The sequence below is a fragment of the Bacillus sp. VT 712 genome (assembly GCF_001614195.1).
Taxonomy (GTDB): domain Bacteria; phylum Bacillota; class Bacilli; order Bacillales; family Bacillaceae_H; genus Priestia; species Priestia flexa.
This window is the reverse complement of record NZ_LWBK01000009.1, coordinates 71,936-91,973: the sequence shown is the minus strand read 5'-3', so window position 1 is coordinate 91,973 and position 20,038 is coordinate 71,936. Positions and strand designations below refer to the sequence as shown.

The following is a 20,038-nucleotide window of genomic DNA, read 5'->3' as shown; positions in this document are numbered from 1 at the left end:
CGAACGGTGGATGTCAAACATAATATTATTACAGACACCTGTATTACAGCTGGCAATGTGGCTGACTCTGTTCCTTATCTTGACCGCCTTGACATACAAATAAAAAAGTTTCGCTTTTCTGTTGAAGCTGTTGCATTAGATGCCGGGTATTTTACAAGCCATATTTGTAAACGCCTTTCTGAAAAAGGGATTTTTATGGTGATGGGCTATCGGCGTTTTGGATCGTCAAACAAAGACGTCCCAAAACGTCTGTTTCACTACGTACAGGAAAAAGATGTATTCGCTTGTCCAATGGGGTGCATTTTATCGTATGCGACTACCAGTCGCACAGGAGATCGTACATACAAATCAAATCCAAGTGATTGTGCCGTTTGTCCAATGAGAGACGGTTGTTTTTCCGCTTCCCAAAAACAACGCGTGGTGACCCGTCACATTTGGGAGAGATTCAAAGAACAAGCGCGTCTAAATAAGCGCACAAAAGCAGGTAAACAACTTTATCGTATGCGTTGCACGACGATTGAGCGTAGCTTTGCCGACGCAAAAGAGCTAAATGGGTATCGATATGCCCGGTATCGAGGGCTGAAGTCTGTCCAGATGCAGGCGTATCTGACGGCAGCTTGTCAAAACATGAAAAAAATCGCCCATTACCTGACCAAAACAGGTCAGGTAATGGGCGATTTTTATGGAAAACGACGATTTGTTTGTGAAATGTTTACTTGTTTCACTATAAAAAATGAAAAGAGCCTCAGATTGACGAGAACCTTACAGGTTTCTCGTCAATCTGAAAAACGCAGCGAAATATTCGCTGCGTTTTTATTTATATTATTTATCGTTTGAGAAGTTACTTTCCCCAACAGGCCACCATTGGAAGCCTTCTTCAGCAAGAAGAGCATCTGATGCTTTTGGTCCCATTGAACCTGATTCATAGTTCGGGAAGTCTTTTGCTTTGTTTTGTTCCCAAGCTTCTGAAATAGTATCAACAAACTTCCATGATAGAGCAACTTCATCCCAATGTGTAAAGTTTGTTGCATCCCCAAGCATGCAATCGTAAATTAGGCGTTCATAAGCTTCTGGCGTATTCATCTTATCTCCGCAGTTGTTGCAGTAGTTAAGGTTAATTGGTGTAGAAGCCGTTGCTCCTGGTGTTTTACGCGCATTTAGGTGAAGAGTAATTCCTTCTTCTGGTTGAATATGAATTACAAGCAGGTTAGGGTGAATATCTTTACCACGATTGAAATATAAGTTCATTGGTAAATCTTTAAATTGAACAACAATCGTTGTTGCTTTTTCTTTCATGCGTTTACCTGTACGAATATAAATTGGCACACCAGCCCATCTAAAGTTGTCAATCATCAGTTTACCTGAAACGAATGTTGCAGTATTAGATTCTTCATCTACAGAATTTTCTTCACGGTAGCCAATTACTTCGTTTTCTTCCACGATACCTTTTCCATATTGGCCGCGTACAAAGTATTGATCTACCTCATCTATTGACATTGAACGAAGTGCGCGTAATACTTTTACCTTTTCGCTACGAATTTCTTCTGGTGTTAGTTTAATTGGTGGCTCCATAGCTAATAAAGCAACCATTTGTAAGATATGGTTTTGAACCATGTCACGTAGTGCACCTGAAGATTCGTAATAGCGTCCACGATCTTCTACACCAAGCGTTTCACTTGATGTAATTTGGATATTTGAAATATATTGGTTGTTCCAAAGTGGCTCAAATAAAGCATTTGCAAAGCGAATGACTTCGATGTTTTGAACCATTTCTTTTCCAAGGTAGTGGTCAATACGATAAATTTGATCTTCAGAGAAAGCGTGACGAATTTGTTCGTTAAGCTCTTTAGCAGATTGATAATCGTGACCAAATGGCTTTTCAATTACTAGACGGCTCCAGCCTTCAGTAGCTGTTAAGCCTTCATTTTTTAAATTAGACGCAATTGTTCCAAAGAATTCTGGGGCCATTGCTAAATAGAAAATGCGATTTCCAGGAACGTTATATTGTGTATCAAGCTCTTCTGTTAATGTTTTTAACTCTTGATAAGATTCTACGTTTGTAACGTCAAATGGCTGGTAGTAGAAGTGTGAAGCAAACTTATCAATATCAGTGTCTTCTGTTTGCAGATTACCCACAGACTTTTTAACATTTTCACGCAACTCTTCGTTTGTCCATGGTCTTCTGGCTACTCCAACAACTGCAAAATCTTCGGATAGTTTATTTTCTCTGTATAAGCGGAAAATAGATGGAAATAGTTTGCGTTTTGCTAAATCACCTGTAGCTCCAAAAATTACAATAATTGATTTTGGTTGTTCATTTGTCATTGCTTCTAGACCCTCTCTTTGTCAAAATTACGTTTAGTGTACGCTAATATATCTAATATAAAATTGTAACGATTTATAAATGGTAAAGCAAATCTATATGATTTGTAGTTATTATTCCATGTTTTGAATGAGTTTAAAAGTATTTTGTTTGGTAAATGAAAAAAGCTACGCCAATTGAATGGCGGTAGCTAAATTTTGAAAGCGCTATCTGTATTGATATAATGCACCTAATGATTTTTTACCATCTAAAAAAGAATGCGAAGAGTCCGTATATAAAAAAATTGGACAATGTTCTAGCAAAGGGTGCTTTTGAAAGAATAATTTTTCAGAATGATATAGGGTATTTAAATAGACAGGCAAAATTTCTAAGAGGTGAATATAACGCTCTAGTGCTGCATCTTCTGAAATAGTATGGTCAATATAAAAATAAAGTGAAAGTGAATAGAAGCCTTTATTAAATAAAAAAGACGCCAAGCATTCATTACGACTTTTGCTGATATGATCGTAGGCAAATTCTAAACCGACGTAAATGGATGGTATTGACGATTGATGAGATGGGAAAATGGTATATTTTCGAGGAATCATCGGTTCGGTAGGTGTAATTCCTAATCCATATGTGACATCTACTTGGCGGGGACTAGCAATTATCATATAAACCCCTCCTTATATGAAAAGATGCACTCCTTATAGTGTATACAAAAGCGACTTGAACATGACTTCAACTGGAGAGATATGGTGATTATAATGTGCTCTTCACTGAAAGTGTAGAGTTTAGGTACAATAACAAAAGAGTGAATGGTTACACAATGATTAAATATGAAGGGAACGAACGGGATGTCTATTTTAAAAAATGATTGGAATGAGTTATTAAAGGCAGAATTCGAAAAGGAATATTATATCCAACTTCGTCAATTCCTTGTAAATGAATATAATAGTGAAACTGTATATCCTGAACGTTATGATATTTTTAACGCTCTACATTATACCCCTTACAAGGATGTTAAGGTTTTATTATTGGGTCAAGACCCTTATCACGGACCTGGTCAAGCTCACGGTTTAAGCTTTTCAGTTCAGCCCGGAGTGAAAACGCCGCCTTCACTTGTCAATATTTATAAAGAATTACATCAAGAGCTTGGTTGTGAAATTCCCAATAATGGATATTTGATTAAATGGGCTAAGCAGGGAGTGTTGCTTTTAAACACGGTATTAACGGTTCGACGCAGCGAACCGAATTCCCATAAAGGAAAAGGGTGGGAGATTTTCACAGATCGCATTATTGAACTGGTTGCACAAAAAGAGGAACCCGTGGTGTTCTTACTTTGGGGTAAGCATGCGCAAGCCAAGAAAAGCTTAATTACGGGAAATCACCATTTAATTTTAGAGAGTCCTCATCCAAGTCCATTCTCTGCTAACCGTGGATTTTTTGGCAATAATCATTTTCGCTTAACGAATGATTTTTTACAAAAGCATGAGTGTACGCCAATTGATTGGCAAATTGATAACATCAAATCGTGAACATTTATCGAACTACAATTGAATCATCGCTCAGCCTGTGAATTTTTGATAAACTATAAACAGATTAGATTCGCAATGGGCAAAGTAAAAGAGGTGAAATAATGGAAATAAAGTTAGAACAGCTATTAGATAAAATGAGCGCAGAGCTAGCAAAAGCGAAACAAGAAGCGCATCATTCTGCTCGTGTGAGAGATCAATTAATTGCAATTAAAACATTATGTGAACTGGCATTAACGGATGGAAATTCTTCTTCAGTACAACCAACGGCTCCATCAAGCGTTGTTATGCCTTCACAAATTCAAGCTCAGCCTTCGATGCAACAACAAATTATTCAATCATCTACGCAAAATTTTGAAGGGAAAAAGCTTGCTTCAGACGATGCTAACGGGGATAGCTTATTTGATTTTTAAAAAAGGGGTAGAGACATGAAAATCTTTGTTATTTTAGGTGCTATTAATGCAGCTTTAGCTGTTGCGTTAGGTGCATTCGGCGCTCACGGTTTAGAAGGTAAGATATCGGAGAAATATTTAGAGGTATGGAAAACAGGCGTCCAGTATCATATGTTTCATGCTATTGGTTTATTCGTAGTCGCTCTTTTACTTGCAAAAGCTCCTCAGTCATCATTGTTGTCAACGTCAGGTTGGCTTATGATGGCTGGTATTATATTATTTTCAGGTAGCTTATATGTTTTAAGTATATCCGGAATTAAGGTACTAGGTGCCATAACGCCTCTGGGTGGAGTGGCTTTCATCACAGCGTGGATATTGATTGTTATTGCAGCCTTAAAGTGGTGAAAAAAAGCCCCTAGCGTTCAGCTAGGGGCCTTTTATCTATTATCGAGGTGAATAGTTGCTTAATGGAGGTCCGCTACTGTTAAATGGATAGGCATACTGAATTTCCTCATCGAACGTAATATAATCTAAGTAAACCATTAATAGTAAGTAGCGTTTCCCTGTTTGTGGATCACTTAAGATCAAGTGGTCACGCCCAGCAGCTTCAATAATACCTTTAAAGACTTTAGAGTTCCATTGGTTATTATTTTCAAATGTCATATAAACCGTTGCAACTTTTCCGCGGTTTAGACGCAAAATGTTTTCAATATATGACTCTTCTAGTGGTAGCTGACCAGGGGCTTGAGGCGCCCCTGATCCTCCGGAAGGAATTTGAGGAGGCATTTGTCCCGATGGACTTTGTTGCTGACCTCCACCAACTCCTTGTGGCTGTTGATAAGGCGTATAGTAAGGATAGTTATAGCTCATATATGGGTTTTGCATATAAGGCTGGGTCTGATTTTGATTACCTTTTGGCTTTTTCATAGTACCCTCCTTTAATTCTACATGTATTTAGTAAACGCTCGGACAATCTGCTCGAGTTGGTGCAAAAAAGCAATGAGACTTGAATCTTCCGGTATTTGGTTGGTTATACCATGTAGCGGGACAGCTGCCGCCTGGTTTAAAAAAACATAGAGAATTCGTAGCTGGCTGGTGAAAATCTTTCTCCTCTTAATGCACGGCGAGCTAAATCAATTTCTGCTTGCCGTGCACGCTGATAAAAATATCCTTTCTGCGTGGCTTCAAAGCCTCCAGGGCTTTGGAAGACCATCTGTCTAATAGTTCGAATATTTTTAAAGTCTAAACAAGAGGCTCTTGCTCGGTTAACACCCACATTACCTACAAGGAGCATTCCTTGTTTTCCTTCACCTTCAGCTTCAGCTCGAAGAAGTCTGGCTAGAAGCTTAACATCTTCTTCGGTGTGCGCGACAACCGTCATTTCCTCACCTCACTTACCTGTGACGCTATTGTATGTATATGAATAAAAGAAGAGAATATGACCATAAAAAAGCACAAAAAATGCTTCCCCTAATGAGAGGGGAAGCAAAAAGGTTTAGACTGAAAGGAAATGACTGAATCGATCAATTTCAAGTAAGTTACCAACAAAGAAGCTACCAAATTCTCCGTAGCGTGCACTTACCTCATCAAATCTCATTTCATATACGAGTTTTTTAAATTGTAATACGTCATCAGCGAATAGCGTAACGCCCCATTCGTAGTCATCAAAGCCAACAGAGCCCGTAATGATTTGTTTTACTTTACCTGCATATTGACGACCAATCATGCCGTGACTACGCATTAAGCTACGACGCTCTTCCATCGGTAACATGTACCAGTTGTCGTTACCTTGACGGCGCTTATCCATTGGATAGAAGCAAACATACTTCGATTTTGGAAGAGTCGGGTATAAGCGTGCACGGATATGTGGATTTTCATATGGATCTTCACCTGCTGGTAAGTAGTTACTTAGCTCAACAACGGATACATACGAGTAAGCTGGCACGGTAAATTCTGCTAGCTTTGTTTTATTAAATTCATTTTCAATTTCATTTAATTCTTCCATTGTTGGACGTACAAGCATGATCATAAAATCTGCTTTTTGACCGACAATACTATATAGTGCATGACTTCCTTCAGCTGCATTTTCCGTACTTGTCCATTTTTCTGTTAAAGCTAAAAATTCATGGATAGCTGTTTCGCGTTCTTCATTTGATAACTGTTTCCATGCTGTCCAATTAATTGTTCGAAAATCATGAAGAGCATACCATCCATCTAGTGTTTGAGCTGCTTCTGCCATATTCTTTCACTCCTAAATTACAGTATAATGACTTCTAGTTTTACTATATCATAGTTTATCCGAATGATTGGATTGAAAAGCTCATGAATTGTGATTAAAAAAGCACAATTTACGCTATGATAAAAGGGAAGTTGAAAGTATATTTAATTGAATTTTAGGAATTTAAAGACTTTTTATGGTTATCAAATTGTTAAAGGACATGCCTTTGATTTTTTTTCGAAGTGGAGTATCCTATTACGTGGAAACTGTTTTTTAACATATTGAGGAGGACTTAGTTTGAGCAATTTATTTACTGGTTTAAAAGAAAAGGTATCTGCAAGCAATGTATCAATCGTATTCCCAGAAGGTTTAGATGAGCGTGTTCTTGGAGCGGTAGCTCGTTTGGCTGCAGATAAAGTCGTAACGCCAATCGTTGTTGGAAACGAAGAAGAAGTACAAGCTAAAGCAAAAAGCTTGAACTTAATTTTAGATGGAGTGCAAATCTTTGATCCTCATAACTACGATGGATTTGATGAAATGGTAGCTTCATTTGTAGAACGTCGTAAAGGAAAAGCGACTGAAGAAGCGGCGCGTAAAATTTTATTAGACGAAAATTACTTCGGCACAATGCTTGTTCATATGGGTAAAGCAGATGGCCTTGTAAGCGGAGCTGCACATTCAACAGCTGATACAGTGCGTCCAGCGCTACAAATTATTAAAACAAGAGAAGGCGTAACAAAAACATCAGGAGTATTCATCATGGTTCGTGGTGACGAGAAGTACGTATTTGCTGACTGTGCAATTAACATTTCGCCAAACAGCCAAGACTTAGCTGAAATTGCAATTGAAAGTGCACGCACAGCTAACATGTTTGATGTAGATCCACGTGTTGCAATGCTTAGCTTCTCAACAAAAGGATCAGCTAAATCACCGGAAACTGAAAAAGTAGCGGAAGCTGTTAAAATTGCAAAAGAGATGGCGCCAAGCCTAACTTTAGACGGTGAATTCCAGTTTGATGCAGCATTTGTACCATCTGTTGCTGAAAAGAAAGCACCGGGTTCAGATATAAAAGGTGATGCAAACGTATTTGTATTCCCAAGTCTTGAAGCTGGTAATATTGGATACAAAATCGCTCAACGCTTAGGTAATTTTGAAGCGGTTGGTCCTATTCTTCAAGGTTTAAACAAGCCGGTTAACGACCTTTCACGTGGTTGTAACGAAGAGGATGTATACAAATTAGCTTTAATTACAGCTGCTCAAGCACTGTAAAAGCATAAAAAAACGCCGTTAAACGGCGTTTTTTTATGTGTTTAGAACAGAACCTAGTGCTTTTTCATTTCGGTCATACATTCGCTGTAGCTGTGTATCAAACAATTCAAGTTCCGCTGCTTGTAGGGGAATCATTTCTAACGAAGCTCCGGTGGATTGTAATGTTTGGAGCGTTAGCATCATTAGATCGCTTACGGTTAATTCAACGTTTAACAGCTGTGAAAGAGAAGCCATTGTCTCTGGAACAATCGTTGGGTATGTAAACTTTGTCTCAGCTTCTTGTAGGCCTCTTTTGTAAAATTCTTTAATAACACTGGCTCTTTTTGCTCCATCACCTGATACGCAGAGATAAATCTGTACAGCTACTCCACCTCGTACACGACGCTGTGAGATACCTGCAAATTTTTGACCATCGATGCTCAAGTCGTAGCTTCCAGGACAGTACGAACCGACAATTTCTTTTGCTTCAATATCAGTTGTGTGAGAAGCAAACATCGCTTTAATTAAATCAAACATCGCATCATATCCGCGGTCGATATCAATGCCTTTTTCTGCATCCGGAAAGATAAGTGAAATGTTCAGTACGCCTTCATCAAGTACGACGGCTAGCCCTCCAGAGTTACGAACAATTGGTTTATAGCCTTGTTCTTGCAAATAGTGAATGCCCTCGGCTAAATGCGGTAGCTTTGTGTCTTGGATACCAAGAACAATCGTATCGTGATGCACCCAAGAGCGAACCGTAGCTGGAGACGCGTTTCTTCCAACACTTGTGCAAAGCGTATCATCTATCGCGAAAGATTGCTTTGCATCAAAGCCCGGACCTAAGCTTGATTGATCAATGATGCGCCATTTTGGCTGTAGTAAAAGATTTGGTTTATATATAGACATGTTCCATAACTCCTTTATGAAGTAAACGAACATATTATAGCACATTTAAACGTTAGGGTTTGGTATGCCTTAGGTTATAACCCATGAAAAAAGGTGGCATAAGAATGCCGCCTTTGGATTGGTATTATTCAGCTAATTTTTCTAAATTCCCGTTGCGATCCATTTTAAATGAAGTCGCTGAGCGATCCTCTTCATCAAATAACACCAGTTTGCGAGCACGGTTCATGATTTGCATCAATGTTTCATAGTCTTCTTGAATAGTAGTAGCATTTGCTTCAAGTTGAGTTACTTGTTTTTCAAGCTCTTGGATTTTACGATGTAGGTCATCATTTTCCTTACGTAAACGAGAATTCTCATGTTGAATTGCTTGCATGTTTCCAGTTTGGCCTCTAAATGTTTCTAAATAGCGGATGACTACGTCAATCGATAAATCGTCGTTAGAAGTTGTTATAGTAGGGGAAGAGACTGGTATTGCTTCGTACACTTCCTCTGTAACGTTTTCTATACTTGGTGTAGGTGGTGTATATAAAAGCTTTTTCTTACCTTGTTCTTGTCCGAGGGCACGCATGCGTTGCTTACGCTGTTTTTTCGCGAGCTGGAGCGCTTTTTCATACTGATGTCTTACCACGGCATTCCAGCGAAATCCGCAAGCCGCAGACGTACGATTTAGTTCATCTCCAACTTCTTCAAACGCGTTTAACTGAGTGCTTCCTTCTCTTACATGTCTTAAAACTGTTTCTGCTAAAAGTAAATCATTTTCTTCTGTCCACGCATCTTGTCTATCTTTCACGTATTTCACTCCTCATTTTTATATGATTGGTAGCTACCATGTTTTGTAGTATTCAGTATGTACAGATTAGCGTATAGTTATACTATTTTTTCTAGAAGTATGATAGATTTTGGCATTTTTCGAAACTTGCACTCCTATGCAAATAGCGGTAAAATACCCTTTAGGCAAAAAAAGATATGTGTAAGCACTTTTGAAAGGATTGTGTCAGCATGGCAAATGAATTTAGAATTTGTGATGATTGTCAGGCAACAAATGTGAAGACGTTGTTACCTCGACTTCAAAAAATAGATGCATGTGCAGATGTGAAAGTGGGCTGTCAATCGTACTGTGGTCCAGGACGTAAAAAATCATTTGCATTTGTAAATAATCGCCCTGTAGCTGCACCAACAGAGGACGAGCTAATTGAAAAAATTGAGAAAAAACTAAACAAATAAAATAAAATCACCTTTGTTCTAAGCAAAAGGTGATTTTTTATTCTGACTAGGAATTTTTAAACACCTTGTCGAAGAAGACATACTAACAACGTCAAGATAGAGAGGTATGTAAATGGCATATCTAAATGAAAAACTTAGTGAAGAAAAAGTATTTAAAGACCCTGTACATCGCTACATCCACGTACGAGACCGATTGATTTGGGAGCTGATCGGTACATCTGAATTTCAGCGTTTACGTCGAATTCGCCAGCTTGGAACAACCTATTTAACGTTTCACGGTGCCGAACATAGTCGTTTTAATCACTCTCTAGGAGTATATGAGATTGTTCGCCGAATCATTGATGATGTGTTTCGAAATCGTCCAGAATGGGACGATGATGAACGACTTCTTTGTTTATGCGCAGCGCTTCTACACGATTTAGGGCATGGTCCATTCTCTCATTCTTTTGAAAAAGTATTTCACCTTGATCATGAAGAGTTTACTCAAGCGATTATTTTGGGGAATACAGAAGTAAACCGTGTATTGAAAAAAGCTGGAGCAGATTTTCCGAAAAAAGTAGCAGAAGTTATTGCAAAAACGTATAAAAATAAGCTGGTTGTAAGCTTGATTTCAAGCCAAATCGACGCCGATCGAATGGATTATTTACAGCGTGATGCCTATTATACGGGGGTAAGCTATGGACACTTCGATATGGAGCGTATCCTGCGCGTAATGCGTCCACAAGAAGATCAAGCTGTCATTAAGCATAGCGGTATGCATGCAGTTGAGGATTACATCATGAGTCGCTACCAAATGTATTGGCAGATTTATTTTCACCCTGTAACTCGTAGTGCAGAAGTTATCTTAACTAAAATTCTACATCGTGCGAAAGAACTTCATCAAAAATCCTATGAGTTTCGCCAGCCACCTGTTCATTTTTACTCTATTTTTAAAGATGAAATATCGCTCGAAGAGTACTTAAGGCTGGACGAGTCTGTTGTCATGTTTTATTTTCAGGCTTGGCAAGATGAAGAAGATAATATTTTAGCGGATTTATGTCGCAGATTTATGAACCGTAACCTATTTAAATACATTGAGTTCAATCCAAACCTTCAAATGAAGATGTGGATGGAGCTAACAACATTATTTAAAAAAGCTGGAATTGACCCTGATTATTATTTAGTTGTTGATTCATCCAGTGACTTACCGTACGACTTTTATCGTCCAGGTGAAGAAGAAGAACGCTTGCCAATCCATTTGTTGATGCCAAATGATGAAGTAAGGGAGCTATCGCGACAGTCTGAAATTGTTGAATCGATTTCGGGGAAAAAACGAACGGATCACAAACTTTATTTTCCACAAGATTTAATTGACCAGCTATCGTCAAAAAGAAAAGTGAAAGAACAAATTTTACAGCTATTAAAAAGTAATTAGAGTTAAATAGTATAGGAGTTGAAAGGGCTGTGTTAAATGATCACGCGAAGATTATTAAAGTGTTCTCAGCAGCAGGAGAAATTGTAGGGAGAAAAAAGCTCCAAAAAATGATTTTTATTGGAAAAAAGCTAGAGTTTCCTTTTTATGAACGCTATAATTTCCATTTTTTTGGTCCATATTCAGAAGAGCTTACCCTTCGAGTAGAAGAATTGTGTAATCTAGGCTTCTTGCAGGAATTGAAAGAAAATAAGGGTGGCTACATGCAGTACCGATACGCGCTAACTCAGGCTGGAAATGAATTCTTAAGCCATTATGAGCTAGAGTTACCCCACCTAGAGGAAGTCATGACGGATATGAACAACCAGTCTTCAAAATTTTTAGAGCTTGTCTCAACGATTTTATACTTTGATGGGTTATCGAAAGAAGAAGTGAGTGAAAAAGTGTTTACGTTAAAGAGTAAACAGAACTATACAGAAGAAGATATTGAACAAGCATATGCATATATTGAAAATTTAAAAGCAGTGATGTTTGACCGTGTTCACTAATACAAAGCAAAGCCCTCTGCATCCGTTCAGAGGGCTTTGTTCAATGAATAAACGATATGTAGTTTATTGGTCGCTTAATCGTTTACCGTTTACTGCATAGTGGTTTTTTGACATTTCTTCAATAAAAACCGCAATCTTTTCAGAAGGGGCACCTGTTGTTTCAGATACAGCAGCCGTTACTTTTTCAACAAGGGCTCTTTTTTGATCTTCAGTGCGACCTTCAAGCATTTTTACTGTTACATATGGCATACTAATTTCACTCCTTTTCTTCAGTGTCTTCTTCAGTGTAGTCCTTTTACATTGAAAAATACACCCTCATCTAATGATGAAATAATTAAATTATAGTATACTCGATGTATTATTGTAATTCAGAATGATTATAAAGGAGAGAGCGAGTGAATCAATTTTTAGCTTTTCCGCTTGAATATATTCCGTACGTTGCTATTACGCTAATTATCGCATTTACGCTACATGAATTTGCTCATGCTTTTGTTGCATACAAGTTTGGAGACGAGACGGCAAAGAAACAAGGGCGTTTGACACTATCGCCTCTTTCACATTTAGATCCACTAGGAACAATTCTCCTACTGGTAGTGGGATTTGGATGGGCTAAGCCCGTACCAGTTAATCGCTTTTTCTTTAAGAATCCCCGTCTAGCCGGCGTATTGGTTTCAATTGCAGGGCCGCTTAGTAACTTATTCCTTGCATTTTTAGGGGTTCTTGGTTGGTTTTTGATTTTGCAGTTTGCTGGTTATATAGATCCACTATATAAGTTTTTTAATATGTTTATCACCATTAATATTGTTTTATTTTTATTTAATTTGCTGCCATTTCCGCCGCTCGATGGCTACCGTATCGTAGAAGATCTTGTTCCAAACACAGTGCGAGCAAAAATGACGCAGTATGAGTCGTGGGGAATCTTGTTATTTTTAGTGTTGATTATTACACCGCTCGATCGCTATATCATTGCCCCTATATATGACATTGGAATCCCATTTTTTGTTGAGCTATTTCAACAACTTCTGGGACCTTTATTAACTTAAGTAAGGAGCGTTTTAACAATGGATCAACCGAAAAAAAAGAAGAATATTGGATTTAATATTATTAAGAATGATTCAACAGATGGACATGGAGGCTTTGGAGTTGGTGCGCTAAGCTTAGAAAATATTTCACCTGTTTTTGTATGCCCATCAGACGAAGAAGCTTTTGTTGATATCGGTGCGATGCATGCTCGAAGCGTGGTTGAAAAGGGAATTAAGTTTTTATCGAACAAAGACGAAGTTCCTAACGGCAAGCTCTATTGGCTTGTCTGGGTAACCATTGACCGCAATCCAGCAGGCCCTTATTATGCTGGCGTAACGGCATGTGAAATGACCGTAGATCGTGAAATTCGCCGCGGTTATAAGTCGCTTCCAGAGCATGTAAATAAGATGGATAAATCTATGAAGCGTCGCATTATGGTAGACGAAATGGATAATAAGTCAAAAGCAATCTTAAAAGATTTTCTATCTGCTCATGATAAGGAAATATGGGAACGTTCTAGTGATGAACTAAAAGAAGCTTTATCATAAAAAGGAGAGGCCCTCAGCTTAGACTGAGGGCCTCTCCTTTTTAAAACCAATCGCGGAGGCGATGAAAGAATCCATCTTGTTCTTTCTGCTTCTGTGGCGCCTGGTTTTTCTCTTCAGAAACGCCTTTATCGCGACAATACGTAGTCGGTTGGGTACCTGTTAAATAGTATGCTTTATATTTTTTCGAACAGGACTTTGTTGCGATATCCCCCGTTTCGGGGTTAATATTTACGCTGACTAACCCTTTTGGTGCTTTGAATGCTTGTTTCTTCTTTCCTTCAAGCGCATCTTCCATAAACAATGCCCACATTTTTTTTGCATAAGCTTTTTCTTCAACACGCTCAATCTGTTTGCCTTGGTCATAGCCTACCCAAACACCTGATACAAGCTGAGGGGTGTAGCCAATCATCCAGCTATCCGTCGGCGTAGTACCAGATTTACCAGCATAATCTCTTGACAAGTATTTTAGAATTGGCTTTCCAGTTACTGTTGTATAGCCGTTTAATTCTTTTTGGAACATGCCTGTCATCAAATGCGTTGTTAGAAATGCTAATCGCTTGTCAACAATTTGTTTCTTTTCTTGAGGTGCTTCATACACCATGTCTCCATCAGCTGTTTCAATGCGCTTAATGAATGTTGGTGAAATTTCTTTTCCACCGTTTGCAAAAATGCCATATGCATTGACCATATCAATCACGCGAACAGGAGATGTTCCAAGAGCAAGGGACGGTACCTGCTTCAGTGGAGTTGAAACTCCTAATGACTTAGCTGTTTCGACCAATCGGTGCTCCCCGATAAATAAATGTGTTTTAACAGCATAGATGTTATCTGACAGCGCAATAGCCTGTGCTAGTGTAATGGGATTGTTTGCATAGTAGCTGTTATAGTTACTGGGTTTATATGTTGAAACCCCATCATCTAACGTGAAGGTTGTCTCTTCACTTTGCATCGCGGTAGATTCCGTAAAGCCGTCTGCTAAAGCAGCATAATATAAGAATGGCTTCATCGTAGAGCCCGGCTGGCGCACAGCTTGAGTTGCTCTGTTGAATGGGCTTTTCTTATAATCTCTACCGCCAATGAGCGCTTTAACTGCACCTGTTTTTGGATCCATTGCGACAAATGCTGTTTGAATATCAGAATCTTTATTCATAACGGTATTCATTGCTTCTTCTGCTTTCTTTTGCACGTCAATATCAAGCGTTGTGTAAATGCGTAAGCCATTTGAATGAATCATTGCTTCTGTAATTCCCAATTCATTCGTTAACTGAGATAAAGCTGCACTCATGAAGTAAGACGCATCTTGTTTCTTTGCGTTTGCTTCATCTTGTGCTTTTTTTGCATAGAACAAAGGTGTTACAAATGCTTTATCCGCTTCTTTTTGTGAAATTTTTCCTTGGTCAACAAGTAAGTTTAAGATGATGCGCTGACGCTCTTTTGCATTTTCTTCATGAAGCAGAGGAGAATAGTAAGTAGGCCCTTTCGGAATCCCAGCTAGCATACTAGCTTCACTTAGCGTTAAGTCCTTTGCTTTTTTATTAAAATACGTTTTTGAAGCAGCCTCGACTCCATAGGCGCCGTGTCCATAGTAAATGGTATTTAAATAACCTTCAAAAATTTTATCCTTGTCGTAATTAAATTCCAGGCGAATGGTATAAAGCGCTTCTTGGAATTTTCTTGTCCATGTTTTATCGTGTTCTAAAAAAAGATTTCGTGCGTACTGTTGCGTAATTGTGCTAGCACCTTGTACCTTACTCATTGCTTTAATATCGGCAACAATTGCCCCGCCAATACGTTTAATATCAAAGCCGTTATGATCATAAAACCGCTTGTCTTCAACTGCTAATGTAGCTTCTTTAATATTGTCAGATACGCTTTCTAGAGGGACCCAATAGCGTTTTTGACCGTTGTGTAATTCGTCTAATACTTTGCCATTGCTGGAATAGAAAATAGCGGTTTGCGGGACAGTTAGCGTAGGTGGACCAGCGATTTTGGCATATAAAAATATACTGATATAAGCAATCCCAATACATACAGTACATAAAAGTGCAAGAACAAGTAGAATGCGAAAAAGACGTCTAGCTTTCTTAAAGTGTTCAATTAATACAGTTTCCATTGTCATCACCTCATGAGTTAACTCCTTCGTTTCCTAAAAAAGTTACGTTTTAAAGGGTACCCAGATTGATACAGTCTTTTTATTATCAAAAGATTTTTTTACGAGCTAGATCCATTTATTTAAGCCTTTTAATGTGTAGGTTTATATAGGTAGTTTAGGTAAATATAGGATTTTTGAAATGAGGTTATAGCAATTTAAAGGAATATATAGTTTAGTATGAAAAAGAAAAAGCTCTTTTAAACCTAGAAGTCTAAAAAAAACCTTTGCTTTTCACTTAAATTCATCTATACTTTTTTTCATGTTTGTATAAATTATGTTAGGGTAATCTATGCATAGGCTAAATTCTCAAAATAGAAGGGAAGAGTTTAAATGGAATTATGGTTTACTGAGAAACAAACGAAGAATTTCGGAATTACGGCGAAAATTAAGCGCACTTTACATACAGAACAAACTGAGTTTCAAAAGCTAGACATGATTGAAACAGAAGAGTTTGGTAACATGCTAGTTCTTGATGGAATGGTAATGACAACTCAAAAAGATGAGTTTGTTTATCATGAAATGGTGGCACACGTGCCATTATTTACACATCCCAATCCTGAAAATGTCTTAGTAGTAGGCGGCGGAGATGGTGGCGTAATCCGTGAAGTATTAAAGCATCCTAGCGTAAAGAAAGCGACGCTAGTTGAAATTGATGGAAAAGTTATTGAATACTCTAAGAAGTATTTACCGGAGATTGCTGGTGAATTGGAGAATGAGCGCGTTGAGGTAAAGGTCGGCGACGGCTTTATGCATATCGCAGAAAGCGAAAATGAATATGATGTTATTATGGTTGATTCAACTGAGCCAGTAGGTCCAGCGGTGAATTTATTTACAAAAGGCTTCTACGCTGGGATTTCAAAAGCGTTAAAAGAAGACGGAATTTTTGTAGCTCAAACGGACAACCCTTGGTTTACTCCAGAGTTAATTACAAACGTACAGCGTGATGTAAAAGAAATTTTCCCGATTACTCGTCTTTATATAGCAAACATTCCAACGTATCCAAGTGGTCTGTGGACGTTCACAATCGGTTCTAAGAAGCATGATCCGCTAGAGGTTAGTGAAGATCGCTTTATTGATATCGAAACAAAGTATTACACGAAAGAGCTTCATAAAGCAGCATTTGCTTTACCGAAGTTTGTAGCAGATTTAGTAAAATAAGGTGAAGCTTCAATTGGTGGGAGGCTTCATCTCCCGCTCATTGTTAGTGCAACTAATCGGGCTTTTAAGGACAGTGTAGCCCTCTGCTTATCTTCCAGCGATTTTCCCTGAGCTTGGAAGCGGAAGCCTTACTGCCAGTTAAGCTCGGATAAAGTACAAACCATAGACAAGATGTCAGTCAAAAGGCTTGGCGTCTTGTTTTTATGACAAGGAGGCATTCTCATGCGTTTTGATGAAGCATATTCAGGTAATGTATTTATAAAAAGTCACCCTAGCTTTGAAGAAAGCGAAGCCGTACTATACGGTATGCCAATGGATTGGACAGTAAGCTACCGACCGGGGTCTCGCTTTGGTCCAACTCGTATTCGCGAAGTATCAATTGGGTTAGAAGAATATAGCGCATATTTAGATCGTGAGCTTGAAGAAGTAAAATATTTTGATGCTGGTGATATTCCACTTCCTTTTGGAAATGCACAGCGAAGCATCGACATGATTGAGGGCTATATCGATGAGCTATTAGCAGCCGATAAGTTTCCGCTTGGAATGGGTGGCGAGCACTTGGTTTCATGGCCAGTTATGAAAGCGATGTATAAGAAATATCCGGATCTTGCTATCATTCATATGGATGCGCATACGGATTTACGTGAAGAGTATGAAGGTGAACCTTTGTCTCACTCCACACCAATTCGTAAAATTGCCGAGCACATTGGGCCAAGCAACGTTTATTCATTTGGTATTCGTTCAGGTATGAAAGAAGAATTTGTATGGGCGAAAGAGAACGGCATGCATATTTCTAAATTTGAAGTATTAGAACCTTTAAAAGAAATCTTACCTAAGCTAGCGGGCCGTCCAGTTTATGTAACGATTGATATCGATGTGTTAGATCCAGCCCATGCCCCAGGTACAGGTACAGTAGATGCGGGGGGCATAGCATCAAAAGAGCTATTAGCATCTATTCATGAGATTGCTAAATCAGATATCCGCGTTGTGGGTGCAGACTTAGTAGAAGTTGCTCCAATCTATGATTCCTCTGAGCAAACGGCCAATACAGCTAGTAAGCTTATTCGTGAAATGATTTTAGGTTGGGTTCAAAAGCGCTAAACAAATATATAGAAGAGTAGGTTGCATTGATAGAAATGTGGCCTACTCTTTTTTACAAGATGAGCGAAAACTTGAAGTATTATTGAATTCTTGTCTCGGAATGTTTATACTATTTAAGTTATAAAGTATTCGTAAAAATTAAGGAAGTGTCTTGAGATGAATAACGCTTCAACGATTAAAAAGCCAATCGCAATTAAGATTGTGACGGACATTCGAGACGGACACATGAAGGAAACAACGGCGGTTGAGGCTCAAGGAACGTATTATAAAAAAGACGAAGTCGTTTATTTAACGTATACGGAGCATCAAGAAGAGGTAGGGGATATTAAAACGTTACTGAAGATTAAAGAGGATGAAGTAACGATTAACCGTACCGGTGCCGTAAAAATGAAGCAGTCTTTTCGTAAAAAAGTTAAGCTTGAAGGAACGTATATGAGTCCTTATGGCCGTATGGATATGATGACATATGCTCATAACATTGAATATAAAAAGCTCCAAAAAAGAGGTCATCTCTTTTTTACGTACGATTTGACATTGCAAGGTCAATCGGTAGGGAAGTACGCTGTAACGATAACATTCAAGGAGGAAGAACATGAACATTGTTGAACAAGTGCAAAGTAAGTTAAAAGCTGAGATTCAAGATGCAGTTGTAAAAGCTGAGTTAGCAACAAAAGATCAGCTACCAGAAGTCGTGTTAGAAGTACCAAAAGATAAAGCCCACGGTGATTATTCTACAAATATGGCGATGCAGCTTGCACGAATTGCAAAAAAAGCACCTCGCGCTATTGCAGAAGAGCTAGTAGCACAGTTTGATAAATCAAAAGCTTCAATTGAAAAAATTGAAATTGCGGGCCCTGGATTTATTAACTTTTACATGAACAACTCATATTTAACAGAATTAATTCCAACCATCTTAAAAGCAGGAGAAGCTTATGGTGAATCAAACGTTGGAAACGGTGAAAAAGTTCAGGTTGAGTTTGTATCAGCAAACCCAACAGGAGATTTGCATTTAGGGCATGCTCGCGGCGCAGCTGTAGGAGATTCTTTATGTAATGTTCTTGCTAAGGCAGGTTATGATGTATCTCGTGAATATTATATCAATGATGCTGGTAACCAAATTAACAACTTAGCGTACTCAGTGGAAGCGCGTTATATGCAGGCTTTAGGTATGGACAAAGAAATGCCTGCCGATGGCTACCATGGTGAAGATATTATCAACATTGGTAAAGAGTTAGCTGAAAAGTATGGAGATCAGTATGCAAAAGCTGATGAAAAAGAGCGCTTTGAGTTTTTCCGCCAGTACGGATTAGATTATGAGTTGGAAAAATTGAAGCGTGATTTAGAGCAATTTCGTGTAAAATTCGATGTATGGTACTCTGAGACATCTCTATATAAAAACGATAAAATTCAAGTTGCGCTTGATACGTTAAAGCAACAAGGTCACGTTTATGAAGAAGAAGGAGCAACATGGTTCCGTTCAACAACATTTGGTGATGATAAAGACCGAGTATTAATTAAAAACGATGGTTCATTTACTTACTTAATGCCGGATATCGCTTATCACCAAGACAAAATTCAGCGTGGCTTTGACAAGTTAATCAACATTTGGGGTGCTGACCACCACGGTTACATTCCGCGTATGAAAGCTGCAATCCAAGCCCTTGGTTATGGAAAAGATACGCTAGAAGTTGAAATTATTCAAATGGTTCAGCTGTATCAAAACGGTGAAAAGATGAAGATGAGTAAGCGTACAGGTAAAGCTGTAACGATGCGAGACCTTGTAGAAGAGGTTGGCTTAGACGCAACTCGCTACTTCTTTGCAATGAGAAGTGGAGACACGCACTTAGACTTCGACTTAGACTTAGCAGTTTCTCAATCCAACGAAAATCCTGTATATTATGCACAATATGCACATGCTCGTATTTGCAGTATCTTAAAGCAAGGTGCTGAAATTGAAGCATTAACAAAAGGAAACGTAGAGTATACGCTAATTCAGTCTGAGAAAGAAATGGACCTACTAAAGAAAATTGGTGAGTTTCCACAAGCTGTTTCTGAAGCGGCAACAAAACGCATTCCTCACCGTATTACAAACTATATCTTTGACTTAGCATCAACGTTCCACAGCTTCTACAACGCAGAGAAAGTTATTGACACAGATAATATCGAAACAAGTAAAGCACGCTTAGAGCTTATCAAAGCAGTGCAGGTTACTCTACAAAATGCATTGAAATTAATTGGTGTTTCGGCTCCTGAAAAAATGTAATAAAAG

The 20,038-nt window shown here is 38.5% G+C and carries 21 protein-coding genes and 2 pseudogenes; 14 read left to right on the top strand and 9 right to left on the bottom strand.

What is annotated here, in order from left to right:
- Positions 1-684, top strand: a pseudogene (locus A2U94_RS06120) (transposase); the annotation flags it as partial.
- Between the two features lie 138 nt (positions 685-822).
- Here A2U94_RS06120 and zwf read toward each other — a convergent pair.
- Both zwf and A2U94_RS06110 read right to left on the bottom strand, forming a co-directional pair.
- Entirely contained in the window at positions 823-2,325 is a 1,503-nt protein-coding gene (gene zwf, locus A2U94_RS06115; RefSeq protein ID WP_025908700.1) for a glucose-6-phosphate dehydrogenase, read from the bottom strand.
- Between the two features lie 204 nt (positions 2,326-2,529).
- Positions 2,530-2,976, bottom strand: a complete 447-nt coding sequence (locus tag A2U94_RS06110; protein ID WP_025908701.1) for a staygreen family protein — start codon at positions 2,974-2,976, stop codon at positions 2,530-2,532.
- Between the two features lie 183 nt (positions 2,977-3,159).
- Here A2U94_RS06110 and A2U94_RS06105 point away from each other — a divergent pair, with 183 nt between their 5' ends.
- The 3 genes from A2U94_RS06105 to A2U94_RS06095 all read left to right on the top strand — a co-directional run bounded on the left by A2U94_RS06105 (position 3,160) and on the right by A2U94_RS06095 (position 4,634).
- On the top strand, positions 3,160-3,840 hold the full coding sequence (locus A2U94_RS06105) for a uracil-DNA glycosylase (protein ID WP_025908702.1): 681 nt from the start codon (positions 3,160-3,162) through the stop codon (positions 3,838-3,840).
- 101 nt (positions 3,841-3,941) lie between these two features.
- Entirely contained in the window at positions 3,942-4,250 is a 309-nt protein-coding gene (locus tag A2U94_RS06100) for a YwdI family protein (RefSeq protein ID WP_025908703.1), read from the top strand.
- 15 nt (positions 4,251-4,265) lie between these two features.
- On the top strand, positions 4,266-4,634 hold the full coding sequence (locus A2U94_RS06095; RefSeq protein WP_025908704.1) for a DUF423 domain-containing protein: 369 nt from the start codon (positions 4,266-4,268) through the stop codon (positions 4,632-4,634).
- 39 nt (positions 4,635-4,673) lie between these two features.
- On the opposite strand, the gene gerQ is transcribed toward A2U94_RS06095, so the two are convergent.
- From gerQ to hemQ, 3 genes and pseudogenes are all read right to left on the bottom strand, one after another.
- On the bottom strand, positions 4,674-5,156 hold the full coding sequence (gerQ, locus tag A2U94_RS06090; RefSeq protein ID WP_025908705.1) for a spore coat protein GerQ: 483 nt from the start codon (positions 5,154-5,156) through the stop codon (positions 4,674-4,676).
- A 27-nt stretch (positions 5,157-5,183) separates the two neighbouring features.
- A pseudogene (locus tag A2U94_RS06085) lies at positions 5,184-5,610 on the bottom strand (cell wall hydrolase).
- Between the two features lie 114 nt (positions 5,611-5,724).
- Positions 5,725-6,468, bottom strand: coding sequence for a hydrogen peroxide-dependent heme synthase (gene hemQ, locus A2U94_RS06080; protein WP_025908706.1), 744 nt, complete (start codon positions 6,466-6,468; stop codon positions 5,725-5,727).
- A gap of 276 nt (positions 6,469-6,744) precedes the next feature.
- Between hemQ and pta the strand changes: the two genes are divergently transcribed.
- Positions 6,745-7,716: a phosphate acetyltransferase gene (gene pta, locus A2U94_RS06075; protein WP_025908707.1), complete on the top strand. Its 972-nt coding sequence runs from the start codon at positions 6,745-6,747 to the stop codon at positions 7,714-7,716.
- A 33-nt stretch (positions 7,717-7,749) separates the two neighbouring features.
- Here the strand turns inward: pta and lipL are convergent, their stop codons facing one another.
- Both lipL and A2U94_RS06065 read right to left on the bottom strand, forming a co-directional pair.
- Complete coding sequence (gene lipL, locus A2U94_RS06070) at positions 7,750-8,604, bottom strand: octanoyl-[GcvH]:protein N-octanoyltransferase (RefSeq protein WP_025908708.1); 855 nt, start codon at positions 8,602-8,604, stop codon at positions 7,750-7,752.
- A gap of 124 nt (positions 8,605-8,728) precedes the next feature.
- Positions 8,729-9,394: an RsfA family transcriptional regulator gene (locus A2U94_RS06065; protein ID WP_025908709.1), complete on the bottom strand. Its 666-nt coding sequence runs from the start codon at positions 9,392-9,394 to the stop codon at positions 8,729-8,731.
- A gap of 209 nt (positions 9,395-9,603) precedes the next feature.
- Between A2U94_RS06065 and A2U94_RS06060 the strand changes: the two genes are divergently transcribed.
- From A2U94_RS06060 to A2U94_RS06050, 3 genes are all read left to right on the top strand, one after another.
- The gene (locus tag A2U94_RS06060) at positions 9,604-9,828 is read left to right on the top strand and encodes a YuzB family protein (protein ID WP_025908710.1); all 225 of its coding nucleotides are present in this window, start codon (positions 9,604-9,606) and stop codon (positions 9,826-9,828) included.
- 112 nt (positions 9,829-9,940) lie between these two features.
- Positions 9,941-11,242: an HD domain-containing protein gene (locus tag A2U94_RS06055; protein WP_025908711.1), complete on the top strand. Its 1,302-nt coding sequence runs from the start codon at positions 9,941-9,943 to the stop codon at positions 11,240-11,242.
- A 29-nt stretch (positions 11,243-11,271) separates the two neighbouring features.
- A complete protein-coding gene (locus tag A2U94_RS06050) occupies positions 11,272-11,787 on the top strand; it encodes a YwgA family protein (RefSeq protein WP_025908712.1) in 516 nt (171 codons plus the stop codon).
- A 63-nt stretch (positions 11,788-11,850) separates the two neighbouring features.
- On the opposite strand, the gene thmT is transcribed toward A2U94_RS06050, so the two are convergent.
- The gene (gene thmT, locus A2U94_RS06045; protein WP_025908713.1) at positions 11,851-12,036 is read right to left on the bottom strand and encodes a 2-hydroxymuconate tautomerase; all 186 of its coding nucleotides are present in this window, start codon (positions 12,034-12,036) and stop codon (positions 11,851-11,853) included.
- Positions 12,037-12,182: 146 nt separating this feature from the next.
- Here thmT and A2U94_RS06040 point away from each other — a divergent pair, with 146 nt between their 5' ends.
- Entirely contained in the window at positions 12,183-12,830 is a 648-nt protein-coding gene (locus tag A2U94_RS06040) for a site-2 protease family protein (RefSeq protein ID WP_025908714.1), read from the top strand.
- Between the two features lie 18 nt (positions 12,831-12,848).
- Positions 12,849-13,358 (top strand): YwhD family protein, encoded by a 510-nt coding sequence (locus A2U94_RS06035; protein ID WP_025908715.1) that lies wholly within the window; start codon positions 12,849-12,851, stop codon positions 13,356-13,358.
- Positions 13,359-13,398: 40 nt separating this feature from the next.
- On the opposite strand, the gene A2U94_RS06030 is transcribed toward A2U94_RS06035, so the two are convergent.
- Positions 13,399-15,471, bottom strand: coding sequence for a transglycosylase domain-containing protein (locus tag A2U94_RS06030; RefSeq protein ID WP_025908716.1), 2,073 nt, complete (start codon positions 15,469-15,471; stop codon positions 13,399-13,401).
- A gap of 369 nt (positions 15,472-15,840) precedes the next feature.
- Between A2U94_RS06030 and speE the strand changes: the two genes are divergently transcribed.
- From speE to argS, 4 genes are all read left to right on the top strand, one after another.
- Positions 15,841-16,668 (top strand): spermidine synthase, encoded by an 828-nt coding sequence (gene speE, locus A2U94_RS06025; protein WP_025908717.1) that lies wholly within the window; start codon positions 15,841-15,843, stop codon positions 16,666-16,668.
- A gap of 222 nt (positions 16,669-16,890) precedes the next feature.
- Entirely contained in the window at positions 16,891-17,769 is an 879-nt protein-coding gene (gene speB, locus A2U94_RS06020; protein WP_025908718.1) for an agmatinase, read from the top strand.
- 156 nt (positions 17,770-17,925) lie between these two features.
- A complete protein-coding gene (locus A2U94_RS06015; RefSeq protein WP_025908719.1) occupies positions 17,926-18,375 on the top strand; it encodes a YwiB family protein in 450 nt (149 codons plus the stop codon).
- A complete protein-coding gene (argS, locus tag A2U94_RS06010; protein ID WP_025908720.1) occupies positions 18,362-20,032 on the top strand; it encodes an arginine--tRNA ligase in 1,671 nt (556 codons plus the stop codon). Before A2U94_RS06015 ends, argS begins: the two co-directional genes overlap by 14 nt.
- Positions 20,033-20,038: the final 6 nt, after the last annotated feature.

Bases quoted from the DNA above. Each gene is read 5' to 3' on its own strand.
- hemQ (WP_025908706.1), bottom strand. From the start codon at position 6,468: ATGGCAGAAGCAGCTCAAACACTAGATGGATGGTATGCTCTTCATGAT.
- A2U94_RS06055 (WP_025908711.1), top strand. From the start codon at position 9,941: ATGGCATATCTAAATGAAAAACTTAGTGAAGAAAAAGTATTTAAAGAC.
- argS (WP_025908720.1), top strand. From the start codon at position 18,362: ATGAACATTGTTGAACAAGTGCAAAGTAAGTTAAAAGCTGAGATTCAA.
- A2U94_RS06100 (WP_025908703.1), top strand. From the start codon at position 3,942: ATGGAAATAAAGTTAGAACAGCTATTAGATAAAATGAGCGCAGAGCTA.
- A2U94_RS06060 (WP_025908710.1), top strand. From the start codon at position 9,604: ATGGCAAATGAATTTAGAATTTGTGATGATTGTCAGGCAACAAATGTG.
- lipL (WP_025908708.1), bottom strand. From the start codon at position 8,604: ATGTCTATATATAAACCAAATCTTTTACTACAGCCAAAATGGCGCATC.
- speB (WP_025908718.1), top strand. From the start codon at position 16,891: ATGCGTTTTGATGAAGCATATTCAGGTAATGTATTTATAAAAAGTCAC.
- A2U94_RS06110 (WP_025908701.1), bottom strand. From the start codon at position 2,976: ATGATAATTGCTAGTCCCCGCCAAGTAGATGTCACATATGGATTAGGA.
- A2U94_RS06015 (WP_025908719.1), top strand. From the start codon at position 17,926: ATGAATAACGCTTCAACGATTAAAAAGCCAATCGCAATTAAGATTGTG.
- zwf (WP_025908700.1), bottom strand. From the start codon at position 2,325: ATGACAAATGAACAACCAAAATCAATTATTGTAATTTTTGGAGCTACA.
- A2U94_RS06030 (WP_025908716.1), bottom strand. From the start codon at position 15,471: ATGGAAACTGTATTAATTGAACACTTTAAGAAAGCTAGACGTCTTTTT.
- A2U94_RS06105 (WP_025908702.1), top strand. From the start codon at position 3,160: ATGTCTATTTTAAAAAATGATTGGAATGAGTTATTAAAGGCAGAATTC.
- gerQ (WP_025908705.1), bottom strand. From the start codon at position 5,156: ATGAAAAAGCCAAAAGGTAATCAAAATCAGACCCAGCCTTATATGCAA.
- A2U94_RS06095 (WP_025908704.1), top strand. From the start codon at position 4,266: ATGAAAATCTTTGTTATTTTAGGTGCTATTAATGCAGCTTTAGCTGTT.
- thmT (WP_025908713.1), bottom strand. From the start codon at position 12,036: ATGCCATATGTAACAGTAAAAATGCTTGAAGGTCGCACTGAAGATCAA.
- A2U94_RS06035 (WP_025908715.1), top strand. From the start codon at position 12,849: ATGGATCAACCGAAAAAAAAGAAGAATATTGGATTTAATATTATTAAG.
- speE (WP_025908717.1), top strand. From the start codon at position 15,841: ATGGAATTATGGTTTACTGAGAAACAAACGAAGAATTTCGGAATTACG.